Below are 18475 nucleotides of genomic sequence, written 5' to 3'. Positions count from 1 at the left end.
TGCCCCAGCTGCTCCCCGGGCCGCAGGACCTCTAGGTACGCAAAAGGGGCGGCACCCTTAGCAAAGGGTGCCGCCCCCGGGATCGGGGTAAGGGTTAGCCGGCGGGGTCGGCGTCGGGTTTCCCCTTGCCGTGCCCGGCTGCTGCTGCCCTCGCGTCGCCGTCCTCATGTCCGTCCTTCTTGCCGAACGGCAGGACCTTCATCAGCGGGTGCAGAACGGCCATGATCACCAGCCCCCAGGCGAGTCCGACCACTGCCGAGCAGAGCGTGTTGACCAGCCAGCCGAGGAATCCGCCCACCACTGCCAGTCCTGCCACGGGGTGTTCCAGGGCATGGACCAGGTCATAGGGGGCGTGCCAGCCGAGGTCGGAGACGCCCACCAGCATGATGTGGCCGCCTACCCAGAGCATGGCGATGGTTCCGACAAAGGTGATGGCCGCCAGCACTGCGGGCATGCCGCGAACCAGGAGCCCGCCGAGGCGCTTGGAGCCGGCTGAATCCTTTTTGGTCAGGTGCAGGCCGATGTCATCCATTTTGACGATCAGCCCAACGGCACCATAGACAAGGATCGTGATCGCAATGGCCACAATGACGAGGATGATCGCCCGCACCCAGATGGACGCGTCGCCCACCTCGTTCATGGAGATAACCATGATCTCGCAGGAGAGGATGAAGTCGGTGGTGATGGCTCCCTTGACCACCTTGGACTCGGCGTCGGGCCCCCGCTCTACCGCCGGTGCCTCCTTGTCCTCGTGGTGGCCGAAGAACTTGTGCCAGACCTTCTCTGCACCTTCGTAGCAGAGGTACGTGCCGCCCAGCATGAGAATGAAGGGGATCACGCCCGGGATGAAGGCGCTGATCAGCAGCAGGGCCGGCAGGATGAACAGCAGCTTGTTCCGAAGCGAGCCCCAGAAGATCTTCTTGATCATCGGGAGTTCACGTGACGGGTCGGCGCCGGAGACGTACTGGGGCGTCACGGCGGCATCATCGATGACGACGCCGGCGGCCTTGGCTCCTGCTTTCGCAGCTCCTGCGGCGATGTCATCCACCGAGGCGGCTGCTATGCGTGCCAGCGCGGCGACATCGTCCAGCAGGGCGACGAGCCCGCCGCTCACAGAACGGCTCCATACTGGTGCGGGACGGACAGTTGCTTATAGATGCCACCCTCGGGGCGCGGATATGCCATAAGGGAATTATAGGTGGGCCGGGACGGGCCTGAGCTCGGACGCTGTGTCTGGAGCAGGCATGTCACCGGCACGCGCCAGCCCGTATCCTGTCCCGACGCATCCTAGGCCGAATCGCCTGGCCCCGATTTTCAATCGCCGAAGAGCTCCGCGCTGGTGACGATATCCCCTGGCCGGAGGCCATCGTAGTACTCCGCCCAGGGCTCCAACCCAGCGTGAGCCCGGATAGCGCTGTCAAAAATTGCGGGCTTGCGTGTCTTTCGATGAGGAAGCATCTCCCTCTCCACATCCGTGGCAGGGCGCCTCCGGTTTCCCCAGAAGTCCACGACCATGCACCGTGACGGGATGTGGCCCCCGAGTATGTATGCCGGAAGGAACTTCCGACCGTCTACCGGCCTGTTTTCGAGTACCTGCCATCGCCCAGGGCGAAACAATCCATCAAAGGTGAGTCCAGCGAAGAGAGGCTCAGACTCGAGCGCCTCAGAGACCAGGGTCGGCACCTCTTCCTCCGCTGCAATGAAATCGAAAATCAGTATGTAATAGGTGCCAGACACGTACGTGGAAACAACCTGGCCCTGCCGTCGACCAGAGGGATCTTGAAGACGTCGCCGTCATTCAAAGATGGCCACTCTTGCTTACTCACTGCGGATCACCCCCTGCTGATAGCTCGCATCATTAGTCCTTTCCGACAGACACGATGCGGCTGGGTCAGACATGGAGCTTGCGCCATGAGGGGCCCCTGCCGAGACGTCGTCGGCTACATTCCCTCGGCTTAGGTTTCTCTAATCGCCAAAAAGGCTCGCACTGGTGATCACGTCTCCGACCCGAATGCGTTCATATGATTCGCTCCAAGGCTCCAAACCTATGTGGGCTTTCATAGCCTTTTCGAAGCGGATCGGTGAGGTCATTTCTCTGAAGGGTATTAGTTCTCCCTCCAGTGCGGTGGCGGGTCGCCACACTTCCCCCTTGAAGTCCTCGACCATCACGTTTCCTAATTCGTCAACCCCGGTCTTATATGCCGGCAGAAACTTCTTACTGTCCACGGGCCTATTCTCCACAACTTTCCAGTGCCCATGACGAATGAGCGCGGCAAAGGTCAGTCCTGCAAGGAAGGGCCTGGATCGCAGTACCTCAGGGATTCGTAATGGAATTTCATTTGCCAGCAGAGTGCATTCGAATACGACTATGTAATACGCGGCGTGAAGAGGGGAGATAACTTGCCCCAGCGCAACTCGGTCATCATCTAACGGAATCGTGAAAATGTCGCCGCCTTTCGGCGCTCGAACTCTTCGATTCTTGACCATGGGGCTCCTCCTGAATCTTCGTATCTTCTGTCGCTCATTTGGTGCCGCTTATTAGAAAGAAGCCCATCTGGATTGCTCTTATTTGTGGGACCACCCAGATCTCTGATGTGGTATTCCTCCAAGCGATCCAACTCCAAACCAGGGTCCGCACGGCCAATTATATCGAAGTTAAAATCGGCGGAAGGATGTGCATCCTGGTGTTCGTCTTGTCGCGCCTCGAACCGTTCCAAGCTCTTCGACTGCCCCACGTAAGGCTTCATGCCGCCGGTCTCGTCCGTCCGGAGGTAAACCACCCCGTCCGGAACGGGTTCAAGGTCGCCTAGCTTTCCTGTTGGCGAGGGATTCGAAACAGCTTTTGGATCCGGTCCAAAAATTTGCTCTCCGAGCTCCGTAACCGCCCATTCGACCGTGTCTTCCACGACCTCGCGCACCAGGGGGTTGCGGAAGACTCTGGCTGCAATCGCGCCTACACCGAAACCCACCAGGTTCAGGCCGGCCAGAAGCCAGTCCACCTCGCCCGTGGTGGCCTTCTGGACCACCACGTCGGCACCGAACAAGATCAGCGATACACCGATGCCCTGGCCGCCGGGCACGAACAGCAACGCGATACCACCAACAATCGCCACACCGCCGACAACGTATTCCCAGTTATCCGCAAACCAATCACCGGCGGCAGCCAACGCGCCGCGGTGGGCCGCGTCGTATGCCTTCAATTCCTCGTCCGTCAGCGGACGCAGCCCGGTTGGGTCGCTGGCGTTCAGCGGGTTATTCCCCGCATACGCGTAGGGGTTGCCGTCCCAGCCCGCCCCCAGGACCGGTGACAACGGGTCGGTGGAGAGGAAACCCCGGGCGGCCGGGTCATACGCCCGGGCTCCCATCCACTCCAGGCCCGCAACGTCCAGGCCGCCGTTACCGGTCAGGCCGATCCCGGTCGGCAATCCACCCGACGCCCCGGATACCGCGCCGGGTTCCGGGATGACCGACGCCCCCAGTACTGCCCACGGATCGGTTTCATCAGTGGGGCGTGCAGCACGCCACCCCGGAGCTATCCAGGCCTCACCGATACCAGTGACACCGCCGGGCAGGGACAACACCTGCTCGTCCCCGACGCCGGCCAGCGTGGGGATCGGACTTGCGGTGTCCCACCACACCGGACACCCGTCCACGGACGCCAGCTCGCCCAGAGCGTCCACCCACAAGCTATGCCGGGAAGTCTCCGTCCCGTCGGGAGTCCGCTCGACCGTGCCCTGCAGGTACCCGGTCTCACCCCAGGCGTATTCGGTCCACGACCCGTCGGCGGAGATCAGCCGAGACCGCCGTCCGAGACCGTCATAGACGTACTCCGTCCGGGACCCGTCCGCCTCCATGACGGAGACCAGCTGTCCCGCCGCGTCATAGGCATAAGCGCGGGGCCCAGCCGGGGTGTGTTCACGGACCAACCGGCCGCCGGCGTCGTACTCCCACTCCGAGACCTGCGCCCGGACGGTCGCAGCAGCATCCGACGCATTCAAAATCGTGGTCGCAGCCGCGATCATCTGCCCGGCGCCGTCGTACCCGTACCGAGTCACGGTGCCCGCGCGGGTCAGGCCGGTGATCCGCCCATCCCCGTCCCGGCCGATCAGGGTGATATCCGGACCGTCGCCGGTTGCGCCGTTGGTGCGGGAGTGTTCGGCCAGGTACCCGTTCCGATATCCCCATTCCTGGACCAGATCGCCCGCGGTGACGGCAGTCAGCCGACCTGACGCGTCATGCCTGAACTGCGCTTCCCCCAGTCCTGGGTTGTGCACGGCCGTGACCCGGCCCGCGGCGTCCCGGGCATATGTTGTAGTGGTTCCGCCGGCATCGGTGAACCCGGTGCGGTTGCCGTCCGCGTCGTATTCCCAGGACATCCCCTGAGCGCCGCGGGTGCGGGAAATCAGCTGGTTACGGCGGTTGAAGCCGAGTTCATGTTCAACGGCCAGTCCGTCATCCCCGGTGAAATCGGTGATGACTACGCGGCGGTTCTGCCGGTCGCGATCCACCGAGGAGAGCAGCTTCCCGTTATAGGAGGTGCTCTTCTCCCGGCCTGCCGCATCAAAGGTCCAGGTGGTGGTGTTTCCATCAGGATCCGTCTGTGAAAGCTGCCGGCCCGCCGGATCGTAGGTTGCGGTGGTGACCCGGCCCAGCGGGTCAGTGACCGAATCAACCCTGTCAGTTTCCGTGTAGGTGCGGGTGGTGACTCCGCCGAGTGGATCGGTGATCCGGATCAACCGGCCGCGGACGTCATACTCGAACCGGGTCCGCCCGCCCACACCGTTGACCGTTTCGACCAGTTCTCCGGCTACGTTGTACATGAACCGCCGCGTGCCGTACCAGGAGTCCTGGGAGAAACTCAGCCGGCCAACCTTGTCGTACCCGTACCGGGCGGTCCCGTTGCCGGGGCTGATACGAAGGACCAAACGGCCGGCCGCGTCGTAGTCAAAAGTCTCGGTTTCACCGGTCGGCAGGATCCGGGTGGTAACGCGCTGGTCGGCGTTGTAAGCCAGCTCGGTGACAGCACCCAATGGGTCGATCGTTTTCCAGGGACGTCCGCAGAGGTCGTACTCGTACCGGGTCACCGCGCCCGAAGGGGCGGTCACCGAGATGATCTTCCCGGACACATCCCGTTCCAGACGGGTCAGTCCACCTTCGCCGTCAATGAGCTCAACCGGGTTGCCGGCCGCGTCGTAGGTGGTCAGTTCCGCGGACCCGTCTGCCGCTTCTGCCCGGACCGGGCGGCCGTATTCGTCGAAACTGTAGGTTGCGGAGGAGAACGCGTCCGACACGGTGGCGGTGCCCGCCCCGCGGTCCATAGCGGCCTCCGACCGGACCCCGGTCGGGTCAACGACGGCGGTAAGGTTGCCGATTTTGTCGTATTCGCGGATCCAATCGTGGCCGGCCGGATCGGTGATGCCGGTCAGGCGGGAGAGGGTGTCGTGGCTGAAGCCCCAGCGGGCGCCGTCGGGGAGCACTGCCGCGGTGACGTTACCCAGGTCGTCGAAGATCCGCTCGGTGGCCCTGCCCAGCGGGTCAATCCTCCGGACCGGTTCCCCGTTGGCGGCATATTCCAGCCGGGTCCGGCCGCCGTCGGGCGCAACCGATGCGGTGAGCCGCCCGGCGGCGTCGTACTCAAAGGACCAAATGGCCCCGTCGGCTTCCTCGCGCCGGGTGAGCAGGCCGGCAGTGTTGTAGGTGAAGCGGGTTTCGGCCCCTGACGGGCTGATGGCAGCGGCGGGCCGGCCGGCGGCATCGCGCACAATCCGCGCGGTGTCCCCAAGCGCGTTCCGGGTGGCGACCAGATCCCCGGACCCGTCGTAGTCGAAGTCGACGGTCACCCCGGCGGGGTCGGTGACGCGGGTCAGGAGCCCGTTCTGCCAGGACAGTTCGGTGCGCCCGCCCAGCGGATCGACCACGGCCGACGGGTCCCGGGTGAGCTCATCACTGTACTCATACGCGACGACGGAACCGGATTCGGTCACCAGGGTGGTGATGCGGTCCTGTTCGTCCCAGCCGTAGGTCAGGTCCGCCCCCTCGGGGGTGACGGTCCGGATACGGCGGCCGCGTTCGTCGTAGGCATGGACCGTGACCGATCCATCGCGTTCGGTGAGCGAGACCAGGTTGCCGTGTTTGTCGTAGGCCATGGACTGGCGGTGGTCGTGGGAATCCAGCACGCCGACCAGACGGCCCTTCGAGTCCGCGATCCAGGAGTTGGAGCGGGTGCCGTCCTCATCCGAGACAACGGTGACCCGGCCGGGAAGGTAGGCGAACCGGGTCCGGCGGCCGTGCTGGGTGACCTGCAGGACCACCCTGCCGTGCTCGTCGTAGGTGTTCTCCGCTTCCAGCACCCCGGCGGCGGAGTACACGGCATCGACCAGGCCGGCGTCGTTCCAGCGGTAGGACCGCGTTCCCGTTTCGGTGGTCACCGAGACCAGCCGGCCGTCGTCGTACCCGTATTCCACCCGGCGTCCGTCGGAGGCCCGCACCACGGCGGCGAGGCCATCCACGTAGTCGATGTCCAGGAACCGGCCGCGCACGTGGGAGAGGCGGGTCACCTGGCCGGTGCCGTCGTCGTCGGTGTTTTCCCGGTGCACGGACACTGTCCGGCCGGGACCGGACCCGGTCCCGAGCCAGGCTCCGGCCAGGGTGTAGGCCCACCAGGAGCCTTGGTTGTCCCGGACCACGAGCAGATCGGTACTGCCTTCGGGTACGGAGGCCAGTTCGGTGAATGCGGGTGCGGCGGCGGGCTCGCTGGTCAGCCAGTAATTCTCCCCCACCGCCCGGCCCCAGGACTCGCCGTCGCGAGGGAAGTCCACGGCGCGTCCGTCGGCCAGGACCCAGCGGACGCCCTCGTCCGAGAGCACCAGGTGCTGGTCCAGGACCGAGGCCCAGCCCGGGCCGAACACACCCGGGGTTTCCAGACCTGAGGCCAACGAGTTGTACATCCGGGAAAGCACCAGATTCGACGCTGTTCCCGCGAAGCCCAGGTCCGTTTCCGGTTCGATGAAGTTACCCGTGGCCGTATTCACCGGGTCATTGGCGTAACCGGTGGTGGGAATCGCTCCCGCGGCGGTGGGCGGATCAATCTTGAGTGCGTCACGGGTCTCATCCACCCCGGCGGCGGCCAACGCTGCGGCCAGGGCAGCGTCTGACACCGTGGAGACGTTAGAGTCCCCGCCGGCGGCCGCGAAGGCATCTGCGACGGTAACCGCCCAGCGCGCATCATTCTCATTGGCTGCCAGATAATCGTGGTAGGCCCGCATCACCCCGGATGCCTCAATAGTCCCCCAGGTACACAGAGACGCGAACGAGGACAAATGCCCTTCCAAGGTGCCCGGAACAGTGGTCAGCTCCCCGTCCAGACCACGGGATCCAGCCGCGAAGGAACGAAGGTTTACCGGCCGCGCCGAGGACGTTCCGCCGCCATGTCCGCTGCTGCCGGGCGGTGGTGTGTCCCTGTCCCCGCTGACCGCCGTCGCCGGTTCAAACGTCGGCGCCGGACCGCGGTCTTCGTTCGGACGCTTTCCCTCTCCCCAGATCCAGTCCCCGATCTCTTCCAACATGGTGCGGTTGTTGTGCCGGTAGACCCACTCATTGTTTTCCCGGCGGCGGTCATCTTCGTCGTGGCCGGCGTCGATCATCTGCCCCGCGTACTTGGCCACTGTCCGCAGCGCCTCGGCCAGATTCCCCGCGTCGGCGGCCGCGACGGCGGCGTTCTCCTGGAACTTGTTGGCGAAGTGCCCGTTGAACTCCTGCTTGCCTGTGGACACGTAAGAGGCCCGGGATCCGGCCTGGCCGTCGAGGCGGGAGGCAGCATGTTCAAAGGCGGATTTCAGCCCCTCGGCCACGGAATAGACAAACCGTCCCCGGGAGTCATCCGGCAGCAACGGCACCTCAACAAAAGTTTCAGAATCAGACATGCTTAATGCCCCCCACTAAACAAAGCCGGAAAAGATCAACGAAGACGCTGCTGTCCTGCACCGGGACATAACACCGAGGCACAAAACGGCAGAAAAGACTGTTAAGAAGAGAAACCCGGAGACCGGCCGAAAAACTCGTGGCGGTCAAGATAAGGGTTCGAGGGCCGGGTAGCCGCCCGCTGCAGGGGTGCGGCTACCCGAGCCATTGCAGGTAGAGGACCGGCAAGGCGCTTAGGCGCCGCCGCCTGCAGAGAAGATGTTCTGCGAAATCTGCTCGAGCTGGGTACGCAGCTGCTCGAGTTCTTCCTTGGCCTTATCCAGTGCGGCTTTGGTTTCCGGCCACACAGACCCGCGGAACTGCGATGCCAGCGGACCATCCCAGACGTTCGGGTCCGACAAAACCTTGCCCTGCGCATCGAGCGCGGAGATCTGGTCCGTGAAACCGCCGTTGATGATGGATTGGACCTGGCCGATTGCGGTTTTTGCCTGCTCGGTAGACAACACACGTGACATAAGAATTCCCCCGTAATTGAAACTTATCCACCGGAACCAGAATCACCAGTGGACCGACGGTGGTGACCCTACCAACGCCCCACGCATTCAACAAGGGTAAAAATTTTCAGCGGAAGGAGATTCCCGGCGTAATTACTACCCCTTTCCCGCAATGCAACTTGGTTCATCCACCCGTGAACGAAACTCATGGGTAGGACGATATGTGCACGCCGGTTTCGTGCATTCTTCTGTGCACACCCCATCCACGGAACCTGGCGGATGTGTCAGTTTTCGAAGTCGACTGCACAGAATGTCCAAAGTCGTCTGCACAGCCCGCCCGTTGGGGATCGTTTCGTGCACCACACCGGACTGGGCATGAACATAGTTAGCCCGGGCGTAACGAGCCCGGGGGCCCCTCCCGAATATTCCGCAGCACTGCTCCCGTGGAACCGTTCCCTACCTACCTTCTTGCAGGGGAAGGGAGATGGCGGCGCATCGAATAGACGGAGGGTCCACCTGGAATGTGTGTAGCCGCGGTCGTGGCGAATCCATGGCGTTCATATAGCTGCACGTTCCGTTCGTCAGAAGTCTCCAGCCCTACCGAACCAGGACCACGAATTTGACGAAGGCCCTCGGAGATGATCGCGGACCCAAGGCCTTTCCCTGCGCTTCCGGGGTGTACGCCGAGTGTCGCTAGGGTCCAAGCGCCAGTGGGGAGACTAGGAAGCTGCAGGCCCATGACGCTCTCCAGCCGGTCGCCCAGCAATTCCGCAATGCGTTCCTGTGTGTCCTCGCCAGGCTCAGGGGCACCAGGCGGAAGGAAAGCCCCTACCCCTTGTACCTCCTCGTCGACTAAGACGAGTCCGTGGTCCAGAGCATGCTTCAAATAGAGGGACTGCAGTTCCTCTAGACGCGCCTCGTAATGATTCGCCGGGATAGACCACCGGGTCCAGGGGTAGGGATCGAATGCAAGAGCAAGTGTGCGGGCCGCTTGGGGAAGATCGCTTATGGTCGCAGAACGGACAGCATGGTTCATACCACCGACCATACCCTTGGTGATTTATGTTCTTTTAGGATCCTTCAGAGGGCAGCTGAACTCGTGTGGGCGTGATCATCTACCTTGAGCCACTTAGCCCTAACCTGAACGTCTGAGAGCTCGTATCCGAGCTGGTCATAGAACCCGATAACCGGGCTGTTGTCGCTGCGGATCATGAGCTGCACTTTTACTGCACCGCGTTCAATCAACCATTGTTCACAGGCCTCCATCATCAAGCACCCCAATCCGGATTTCTGCCTGTCTGGGGCGACCGCGAGGTAATAGACCCAGCCTCGGTGCCCGTCGTGCCCTACCATCGCGGTGGCGACCAAGTCTCCGTCCAGTGAGTACCCAAGGACCGTGGATGTCGGACCGTTCATCGCACGGAGGAGGTCGTCCATTGGATCGTTCCACGGGCGTGTGAGACCCGTAGTCGTCCACAAGGAAATAGCGCTGTCGTACTGGTCTTTTGTAAGGGGGCGAGCATTCATTCTGCCGATTGTAGGACCTCATGGGCTGCCGACCACATTCCAGCGCCAATGCCAGACCGTTGAAGAAGCCGCTGACGCCCCATCGAGGGATCCTTTTCCGCGTCACATCTCGTCAGATCCGGGGGAGACTTATATAGGCCAGAGTTAATCCGTGGTCACGTCCAGCACGAAGACGAGCATGTCCACAACCGGTCACTCACCGCGAGCTCTTTCGACCTCGGCGTATGCTCAGTCACCTTCGTATACGTGCTGGGCGCCGCGGGCTTATGGGAGAACTGGTTCGTTATGGTCAGTTTGCACTAGTAGGTTCGTCAGCCCGGGAGGGTGCGTGGCCGTCAATGATGGATTGGATCGCGTGCCCGTAAATTGCGGTTACCTCAAGCGGGTCCGCTGATGCCAGCACCGGGTCGGCCGCGATGGCTCCTGCATGCATGAGGCCGCTGAGAGCAGCGGAAACGAGCTCTGCTCTTAAGTAAGCATCGGGTAACGGAATGCGGGGCGCCAGATGACTCACGAACGAAGCCCGCATGGCATCCCGGAGTGCTTGCCTCACATTCTCGTGGTCAGATGCGCGGACGAGGGCAGCGAATGCAGCACGCATCCGCGTGCTTTCCGGAGCAAGGACATAGGCGGCCAGACGCTGGCCGATCTGATCCTGTGGGACGTCAATAACGGCTTCGAGATGGGTATCGAACACGGTGACCTGAACGAACAGTTCCTCCTTGGACCCGAACAGTCGAATAACAGATGACGCTTCGACTCCCGCCTCGGCCGCGATCGCCCGAACCGAGACCCCACTGAAACCATCCTTCTCGAAGAGCCGCTTGGCGACGGCCGCGATGTTGGCGCGCGTGGCCAGGCCGGCAGCGTTGGGAGAGCGAGGTTTCATCTCCTAAATATAACAAAGACAACAGTGTTGACGTGTTACTCGGCATGATGGAACACTGGGGGATCATCTATAGCAACAGTGTTGCTTTTATTTAGCCAAAGTTTCTAGGAGTCCTCACCGCATGAACGTGCAAACTACTGACACTTCGAGCGACTCAGCACCTCCGGTGTCGATCGGAAGGGGGCGGGTCTGGCTGTTCTTCGTGGCGTTGGGCGCCCTGGCTGTCTCGCTCTCGCAGTCCATCCTTGTTCCGGTGCTGCCGGTACTGCCGGCTGAACTGGGAACATCGGCCGAGTCGACCCAGTGGTTGCTGACGTCAACCTTGCTGGTTGGCGCGATTGCTGTGCCGTTCGTCGGCAAGTTGGGCGATATGTTCGGCAAACGCCTCATGTTGCTGGTCGCCCTCGGCACCCTGGTCGGCGGGTCAATCCTGACAGCTGTCACCTCAAACATCGCCCTGCTCATCATCGGGAGGGCTGTACAGGGGGTGTCTCTCGCCGCGATTCCCCTTGGTATCAGCTTGTTGAGCACACTTCTTCCCCGGGAACGCGCAGGATCAGCAATAGCACTGATCAGCGCCATGCTCGGTGTTGGCGGCGCGCTCGGCCTGCCATTGGCGGGCCTCGTCGCGCAGAGTTCGGACTTTCACATCCTGTTCTGGATCACTGCGGCCGCAGGAATCATCGCCTTCTTCGGGGTTCTTCTCCTAGTTCCTGAATCACCGAGCCGCACCGGCGGCCGCATCGACTTCCTCGGCGCATTACTGCTCAGCCTCGCACTGGTCTCGCTGCTCCTGCCACTGGCGCAAGGCCGGACGTGGGGATGGGGATCATTCCTGGTCATCGGGCTCTTCGTCCTTTCCTTGATCCTGTTTGCGTGCTTCGGTTGGTGGCAGACCAGATCCGCCGATCCGCTCGTGGACCTCGCCGCGCTGCGCAGGCGCCCGATCCTGCTGACGAACATAGCCTCGCTTCTGTTTGGATTCGCGCTCTTCGCATCCCTCATCGGCACTTCCTCCTACGTCCAGGCGCCCATCGAGTCCGGCTACGGATTCGGGTCATCGATGCTTGTCGCCGGGCTCGCAATGCTCCCGAGTGGTCTGTGCATGCTGCTGCTATCACCGGTCGCAGCGAAGATGGTATCCGTCATCGGAGCACACCAAACCCTTGCTGTCGGTGCCGGCGTTATCGCTCTGGGCTGGATCCTGCGGATATTCCTCACCGGCTCCCTAACTCAAGTGATCATCGGCACGACCATCGTTGGCATTGGAACAGGAATCGGGTACGCCGCGATGCCGAGCCTCATCAATACCTACTCACCCCGAGAAGAACTCGCCTCGGCGAACAGTATCAACTCGCTGCTACGGTCCCTCGGAAGCTCCATCGCCAGCGCGGTCGGAGGGACCATCTTGGCCTCCTTCACCATCGCCCTCGGTTCCGCCGCGCTCCCTTCGCTCACCGGATTCCGGGTGCTGTTTATCATGTGCGCCGCTGCAGCCATCGCCTCGGTGATCGTGTCCCTGCTCATCCCAGGACGTAGGAACGAGTCCGTCGAACCGGCGTAAGACAGTCGGCCAAACTCATCGGATCATGATTCCGATTGGACTATGGGCCCGGGGTGCGGTCACCCCGGGCCCCTTGAACGTCACCTAGCGCGTGCTCACCGACCGCTGCGCTGAGGGCGCCGAGTCCACCACGGAAGTCCTGATAGAGGTCCAGCTTAAGATGGGTCCGGCGGGAGTGCCCGGAAAGTCTTTCAGCAGCACATCCTGTTCCCCGATCACCAGTCCCGAAACAGGATCCATCAGCGGTTACAGCTTTGCAGTGTTAGAGCGTTGGCAGTGGTGTCTCTGTAGCGGGCTGGTTGGGCCACGCACGTACTGCCGCGAAGGTGTCGGGGTCGGCGAGGTGGCGAACCAAATATTCAACCCATGCCGGTTTGTAGATGTACTGTTCAAAGGTTGCGTTGTAGTAGCAGAAGTCGGGTTTAGTTTCAGTCTTGTTGGTGGCACTGTTGCTTGGGCGGACCTTATAGAATCTCCAGGCCTGGGTGTGCATATGCATGTTGAAAGAAACGTCTAGCCGGGCATCAACCTGTTCAACTACTTCGCCAGCCTTCAAGCCGTTTAGATCCTCCACAGGAACATGCTTGTTTCGGATGATCGTCTGTACCTGGTCAAGCAGCGCACGCTGTTCGTCGGTCAAATCTTCATCTCGGACGAAGGTCATCGAGGCATCTGCCTCTGTCTTCGGCCCCTTGTGCGGCACCATGTAGATGCTGAAGTCATACTGCTGATCGGCGCTCAGCCCTGCTTCGAGGCTGGCATCAAAATCTTGTACCCAATCCAGTACGCCACGCGGTATCTGTGCTCGTATCTTTTTGAGTGCGCCGACCGCATCCTCAGTGATGGTCGATACGAAAAGTGGGAAGCGCAGCTCCGACCCTAGAGCCTCGCTCTGCCCGAACCATTCGACCAGCGTCTTCTCGTAGTTAATGAGAAGAGCCTGTGTCCGGCCGGCAACCAGTGCGGCGATGCGAGCTTCGTGGCGATGTTCGATCTGATTGCGCAGGCCCATGAAGAAAGTGATATTACTCAGTCGTGGATCGTTGGGAACGAAAAGCTCTGCCAGCAAAGTACGAAGTGCTTTGAAGAGGTATCCGCCCTCGGGGTGTTTTTTTCGCCATCCTCGCCAATCTCGCTCGATGAGATCCCCGCCAGTAGCCTCGACGCGCGCCTGCAGAAGCTTTGTCCATGCGAGATTCATATGAACGATGAAAGCCTCGAGCTGTCGCTCGTTTCCCGATCGGTTGTACAGATCAACGGCAAGTCGCGCCTCCGCTTTCGAAGCCTGCAGTATGTGCCACCATTTTGAACGAGGAGCCATATGTCGACGATATATCGATGCACCCGGCCAACGTGTTAGGCCCGACCTAGCGACCTCGGTCGTGAAGGCTCATTACTGATAATGATGGTGACGGCCAGGTGGCACCCGCAAGCCGGTCGCCTACCGGCCGTCCCCGTGGCCTTCCTGCTGATTTAGGAGACCCGTGTCATGACGGCTCCGGATGATTCCCGTATGACCTGCCTGAGAAACTACCCAGTGTGCGTGCGACAAACGGACGCACTACCGTGAGAGGAGCTTTTCACCGTCGGGGCGCAGTTCCCCGGTGGGTGAGACGTGGCGGTAGAGGGTTTGGCGGGTGACGCCAAGTTCGGCGCAGAGGTCGCTGACCCTGGTTCCTGGTTTGCCCATGGACGCCATGGCGAGCCTGAGTTTCGCCGGGGTCATCTTGTAGGGGCGTCCGCCGTTCCGGCCGCGGGCCCGGGCGGAGGCGAGCCCGGCCAGGGTGCGTTCGGAGATGAGCTCGCGTTCAAATTCGGCCAGGGCGGCGAAGATCCCGAAGACAAGCTTCCCGGAAGCGGTGGTGGTGTCGATGGCCGCACCCTGGCCGGTGAGGACTTTGTGCCCGATGCCTCGTTCGGTGAGGTCGTGGACGATGTTGACCAGGTGGCGCAGGTCCCGGCCGAGCCGGTCCAGTTTCCAGACCATGAGGGTGTCGCCGTGGCGCAAGGCCTTGAGGCAGGCAGCCAGCTCGGGTCTGTCGTCCCTCTTCCCGGAGGCACGTTCGTCGTAGAGGGAGTCGGCACCGACGCCGGCGGCCAGGAGTGCGTCGCGCTGCAGGTCCGTGGTCTGTGACCCGTCCGTCTTTGAGACGCGCATATATCCAACGAGCACAGCCGTAACCCCTCATCATTTATACGTTCGTTTAAGTGACAGTCTGATTCCAGATCAGCCCGGAATCGAAATATGTCACTTAACGCGTTATTTATTCTAAGTTATGCAAAGGGCTACTGATTCTCTGTTTGTGACAAGAAGTCCAGGGGTATCTGAAGCTCGGCGAAGGTTTGCCGGAGACTGCGCACGGATTCTTCACTCCGGCATCCATACCGTGCGAAATCGTAGAGCGGCTGCGCGACGACTGGGTCTACTTTGGCTGCTGCGATGCAGACTTCCAGTGCATCCGTTGCCTGCTTCCAGAGCTCATCGAGGGTCCGCTTCTCCTGAGCGGTTGCTGTCAGTGGTCCACGCGGGGTTCCGTCGCTGATCCGGGGGTTCGGTTCCGGGCGCAGGAGGTACGCGGTGGTTCCCAGCGCGGTCAGTGCGCCGGCTTCAATCAGTTCCATCGCGGCGGCGGCCGCTTCGAGCAGCTGCTGCTGGACGGGCCAGTGGAGGGTCTCGAACGGCTGCCACGAATACAGGCCGGCCCTGAACGGGTGACCGCAGTGTTCCCAGACACGACTCACGTCGTCCAGTTGCCGCCCATATCGTCCCTGGGCTGTGGTGAGTTCGTCCAGGATGGTCCGCAGCAGCCGGAACCAGATGCCGGCGTGAACCGGATATCGGGGCAGGTCCACGGAGCCAGTGGTTATCGCCTGCCACGTGCGCCTGTCCATGAGGGACAGCGACTCCGGCAGCGGCCGCTGGTCATGGGCGGGAGTTGCCCACAGATTGAAATCAGTAGGGTGTCCTTCGTAGGTTTCGAGCCGGCGCCCGTGTGCCAGGCAGCTGGCCATGAGCGGCAATTGCCAGAAGAGCAGTATCGCCGGGCTTGATGCCAGGCAGTCCGGGCATCCCCGCCGTGCCCCGGTGACCGACAGCCATGGCACCCACTTCTGCGGGGCGTAGATATTGCGCCGCTTCGGTGGCAGGAGCACGGAGAGCTGGTGCACATAGGTTTCGTAAGCGCCGGGCGCAGGGCTGAGGCTGTCAACGAGCCATGGCACCCATCCGGCCATGGTCATAGCATTCACGCGGTGTTGATCAAGACCGGTGCGCTTGGCGAGCTCTTCAAGCAGATCCGTCGGCGGGTTCAGATCCAGCTCGGGGTCGCTCAGTTCCCTTTGGCCAAGTCCGTGTTCGAGGAGCTCGTAGGAGTGCATGTCATAGCTAGAGGCAATCCGCCGCAGCCAAGAAGACAACGATTCCATTTCCACTGGAGCCGGGTGCAGGGGCCAGCGTTCCGGCGGTCTCACATTAGTTCGCGTTCGAACAAGCGCCGCCGTTCGGCGGGTCCTGCATAGTCGGCCATGGCCAGGGTGCGGCGATTGATGCGTTCTTCCCCGCTTTCAACGGCGGCGATCGCCGCGGTCGTCAAGAGGCGGGTGAGTTCGCCAATGGTTCCCTCGCTTCGGGTTAGCAAATACTGCGCCATATCGGAGGTGGCGATGTCCGAGGGGCGCTGCAGCGGCAGGGCTACGGCGAAGCTGGCCAACAACGACAAGGTGTCCTCACCCATATTCCACAGGGGAAGGACGATGGGTTCGAACCTGTTCTCCAACTGATCATCGGATCTGACCGCAAGATACGCTTCCCGTGTTCCGACGCCGATGATCGGCATGCGCAGCTCGTTGCCCAGGAATCGCAGGAGGTTGAGGAACTCCCGGCGGCTGTTGCCCTGCCCGGCGAGGACATTGTGCAGCTCGTCGATGACAAGCATCCGCACTCCCGTTGAACGCAGCAGCTTCAGCGAGATCTGCTCCACGTCAGCCAGACGCCGGCGTGGCTGAAGAGGCGCACCCAGCGCTGCCAGGAGCGCGATGTAGAAGCGCAACACGGACGGCTCGGACGGCATCTGCACGCACAACACCGGAGTGTTTTCCCGGTTTGCCTCGGTCACAGGCAGGTGCCCCCGGCGAAACTTTTCCACGATCATCGACTTGCCGTTGTTCGTCGGCCCGATCACCAACAGGTTCGGCATTCGCTGTTTGTCCGGCCAGCACAGCAGGGTCTCCAGGCGGGCCACCGCCTCCACTGCGCGTGGGTAGCCGATCCACCGGTCGGCCCGGATCAGTTCAACCCGTTCGTTCGCAGGCAAACGGGCCGCGTCCCGCATGCTCGGGTGCAGGTGGGACAACTCGGGTGCCTCGTACTCGGGCATGGTCACCACTGCTCGATCTGATCGAATCGCGCCACTCTGGCCGCGTCCGAGACCGTGTCCGGTGCCTGATCAGCAGGGGCTTCCCGCGGGAGTGAAGGGGCTGGTATCCCAGCGCGCCGCGTCGTCGCTACATTGCGGCGCTCGGCGTCGCGTCGCATGCGCCTGGTTGTTTTCGACGCAGTAGTCGCGATCTCTCGCATCTGCTCGATCGTGCGGAACAACGCCGCCTCATCCACTTGCGCTACGCCTCGCTCGTGTAGCCGCGCCAAGGCATGCCTGTGCTCCCATAGGCTCACAGACGGGTTCGCCATCGTCCGGTAAGGAACCTCCACATAATGAACCCCCTCTGGTTCCAGCACCCAGATTCGGCTGATGTCCCGGGGGTCCCGACGGATCAGAAACGGTCCAAGCCTGTCGCGCCGGCTGATCCACGGCTTCAGCGCATTCGAGAAATAGTGGACATGGTCGATGACGAATCCCGTCCGCGTCAGGGTGCGGCGCACGACAGGAAGGAAGTCAACCAGGAACGCTGTCGGGTTCGAGGCAACCGCCGGCAGCCCCTGGTCCGCCACTCCTTCTGCCCACCGACCGGTGGGAGTCTGCGCCAAGGTCCTGTGGATGGTGCCGTGGTAGCTGGTCATGGCGAGGGTCATCCATTTCTCCAGCTCTCGCAGCGTCAGCGCCGCCTTCCGGTCCGAGTCATACCGGCCCCGTTCAACGGGATTGGAAAAGGTGGTTCCGGGGAGTTCATGGATTTGCTGCATCGCGGCGCCAATCACCCGTTCCACGATCCCGCCATAGTGAGGCCGGCCCGGCGGGCGGTAGGCCAGCTCGATACCGTGTTGCTCGCATCCGCGCCGGAGCGCCTCGCTCTTGAATTCGCTGGCGTTATCCAAGTGCAGCTGCCTCGGCTTCCCGCTCATGGGCCACTGCGCCTCAATAGCCAAACTCTCAAGCCATGGCCTTTTGTCAGTGCTGGCATGCGCCAGGCACAGCCCGACCGACACTGCCGAGGGAGCCTCCAGAGTCACGACCATGCCAATAATGCATCGGCTGTAGACATCGATCGCGACAGTCAGATAAGGGCGGCCGATCGGCTGGCGCTCCCGTTCGTCCACGACGATGACGTCAATGACCGTGTGATCGACCTGCACCTGTTCCAAAACTGTGGCGACCGCCGGCACCTCGTCCCCAGCTGACTGCAACGGCCGTACCGCATTCGCACCACCCCTGCGCCGGCCTACCTCAACTGGATCCAGCGTCCGGATTCGCCGCTCGACCGTGTTCCGGGCCGGGACAGGGAGCTGTCGTTCGCGGCACGCTGCAGCGATGTCGCGATACACCGCTGCCAAGGTCCGCTTCTGCCGAGTCAGGAACTGCTTCCGCACGATCTGTTGGACGAGGTCTTCGACCTCGTCCAACAGACGCGCGGTTCCTTTCCCTCCAGAGGAGCGGCCCGGGGCCAAATCCGTCAGCAACCCAGACCCGGCGCGATGACGTTTGATCAGCACGTAGACCTGGCGTTGCGATATGCCCAACGCCAGTGCGGCTGCATCAACTGCCGCCCTGCCGACAACCGCTTGCGCTGCCAAGGGCGTGATCACCGCCGACATTGACTTCATTCGGTCCCACAGAGCATCTGGCATGGTCAACGTGCCCGGCTCACGAACGTATGTAGATTCTTCACCCACTCCGCTACCTCCCT

At 62.2% G+C, this 18475-nt stretch carries 13 protein-coding genes; 1 reads left to right on the top strand and 12 read right to left on the bottom strand.

Translation table 11 applies throughout. From position 1 onward, the window contains the following. Nucleotides 1-94: 94 nt before the first annotated feature. The 7 genes from AC5RT8_RS01515 to AC5RT8_RS01485 all read right to left on the bottom strand — a co-directional run bounded on the left by AC5RT8_RS01515 (nt 95) and on the right by AC5RT8_RS01485 (nt 10830). Nucleotides 95-1114: a DUF808 domain-containing protein gene (locus tag AC5RT8_RS01515; protein WP_494093934.1), complete on the bottom strand. Its 1020-nt coding sequence runs from the start codon at nt 1112-1114 to the stop codon at nt 95-97. An 851-nt stretch (nt 1115-1965) separates the two neighbouring features. Next, complete coding sequence (locus tag AC5RT8_RS01510) at nt 1966-2487, bottom strand: Imm26 family immunity protein (protein WP_494093933.1); 522 nt, start codon at nt 2485-2487, stop codon at nt 1966-1968. Beyond that, nucleotides 2427-7922, bottom strand: coding sequence for a DUF6531 domain-containing protein (locus AC5RT8_RS01505; RefSeq protein WP_494093932.1), 5496 nt, complete (start codon nt 7920-7922; stop codon nt 2427-2429). Before AC5RT8_RS01505 ends, AC5RT8_RS01510 begins: the two co-directional genes overlap by 61 nt. A gap of 231 nt (nt 7923-8153) precedes the next feature. Next, nucleotides 8154-8435: a pyrophosphorylase gene (locus AC5RT8_RS01500; protein WP_494093931.1), complete on the bottom strand. Its 282-nt coding sequence runs from the start codon at nt 8433-8435 to the stop codon at nt 8154-8156. A 439-nt stretch (nt 8436-8874) separates the two neighbouring features. Further along, complete coding sequence (locus AC5RT8_RS01495) at nt 8875-9450, bottom strand: GNAT family N-acetyltransferase (RefSeq protein WP_494093930.1); 576 nt, start codon at nt 9448-9450, stop codon at nt 8875-8877. A 44-nt stretch (nt 9451-9494) separates the two neighbouring features. Beyond that, entirely contained in the window at nt 9495-9941 is a 447-nt protein-coding gene (locus tag AC5RT8_RS01490) for a GNAT family acetyltransferase (RefSeq protein ID WP_494093929.1), read from the bottom strand. Between the two features lie 289 nt (nt 9942-10230). Beyond that, entirely contained in the window at nt 10231-10830 is a 600-nt protein-coding gene (locus AC5RT8_RS01485; protein WP_494093928.1) for a TetR/AcrR family transcriptional regulator, read from the bottom strand. A gap of 121 nt (nt 10831-10951) precedes the next feature. On the opposite strand from AC5RT8_RS01485, the gene AC5RT8_RS01480 reads away from it, so the two are divergent. Beyond that, nucleotides 10952-12394 (top strand): MFS transporter, encoded by a 1443-nt coding sequence (locus tag AC5RT8_RS01480; protein WP_494093927.1) that lies wholly within the window; start codon nt 10952-10954, stop codon nt 12392-12394. A 262-nt stretch (nt 12395-12656) separates the two neighbouring features. On the opposite strand, the gene AC5RT8_RS01475 is transcribed toward AC5RT8_RS01480, so the two are convergent. From AC5RT8_RS01475 to AC5RT8_RS01455, 5 genes are all read right to left on the bottom strand, one after another. Next, entirely contained in the window at nt 12657-13715 is a 1059-nt protein-coding gene (locus tag AC5RT8_RS01475; RefSeq protein ID WP_494093926.1) for a DUF3644 domain-containing protein, read from the bottom strand. A 240-nt stretch (nt 13716-13955) separates the two neighbouring features. Then, nucleotides 13956-14567 (bottom strand): recombinase family protein, encoded by a 612-nt coding sequence (locus tag AC5RT8_RS01470; protein WP_494093925.1) that lies wholly within the window; start codon nt 14565-14567, stop codon nt 13956-13958. A gap of 113 nt (nt 14568-14680) precedes the next feature. Beyond that, the gene (locus AC5RT8_RS01465) at nt 14681-15865 is read right to left on the bottom strand and encodes a TniQ family protein (protein ID WP_494093924.1); all 1185 of its coding nucleotides are present in this window, start codon (nt 15863-15865) and stop codon (nt 14681-14683) included. Next, nucleotides 15862-16770 (bottom strand): TniB family NTP-binding protein, encoded by a 909-nt coding sequence (locus AC5RT8_RS01460; protein WP_494093923.1) that lies wholly within the window; start codon nt 16768-16770, stop codon nt 15862-15864. Before AC5RT8_RS01460 ends, AC5RT8_RS01465 begins: the two co-directional genes overlap by 4 nt. Before the next feature lie 2 nt (nt 16771-16772). Then, nucleotides 16773-18461, bottom strand: coding sequence for a TnsB C-terminal domain-containing protein (locus AC5RT8_RS01455; protein ID WP_494093922.1), 1689 nt, complete (start codon nt 18459-18461; stop codon nt 16773-16775). Nucleotides 18462-18475 lie beyond the last annotated feature (14 nt).

This window comes from Arthrobacter sp. Ms25, assembly GCF_059090365.1.
Note: the sequence above shows the minus strand (reverse complement) of the source record. Positions and strands in the feature narration are given on the sequence as shown.

Coding starts and splice junctions, on each gene's coding strand:
- AC5RT8_RS01485 (WP_494093928.1), bottom strand. CDS start 10,830: ATGAAACCTCGCTCTCCCAACGCTGCCGGCCTGGCCACGCGCGCCAAC.
- AC5RT8_RS01480 (WP_494093927.1), top strand. CDS start 10,952: ATGAACGTGCAAACTACTGACACTTCGAGCGACTCAGCACCTCCGGTG.
- AC5RT8_RS01490 (WP_494093929.1), bottom strand. CDS start 9,941: ATGAATGCTCGCCCCCTTACAAAAGACCAGTACGACAGCGCTATTTCC.
- AC5RT8_RS01510 (WP_494093933.1), bottom strand. CDS start 2,487: ATGGTCAAGAATCGAAGAGTTCGAGCGCCGAAAGGCGGCGACATTTTC.
- AC5RT8_RS01475 (WP_494093926.1), bottom strand. CDS start 13,715: ATGGCTCCTCGTTCAAAATGGTGGCACATACTGCAGGCTTCGAAAGCG.
- AC5RT8_RS01495 (WP_494093930.1), bottom strand. CDS start 9,450: ATGAACCATGCTGTCCGTTCTGCGACCATAAGCGATCTTCCCCAAGCG.
- AC5RT8_RS01500 (WP_494093931.1), bottom strand. CDS start 8,435: ATGTCACGTGTGTTGTCTACCGAGCAGGCAAAAACCGCAATCGGCCAG.
- AC5RT8_RS01460 (WP_494093923.1), bottom strand. CDS start 16,770: ATGCCCGAGTACGAGGCACCCGAGTTGTCCCACCTGCACCCGAGCATG.
- AC5RT8_RS01505 (WP_494093932.1), bottom strand. CDS start 7,922: ATGTCTGATTCTGAAACTTTTGTTGAGGTGCCGTTGCTGCCGGATGAC.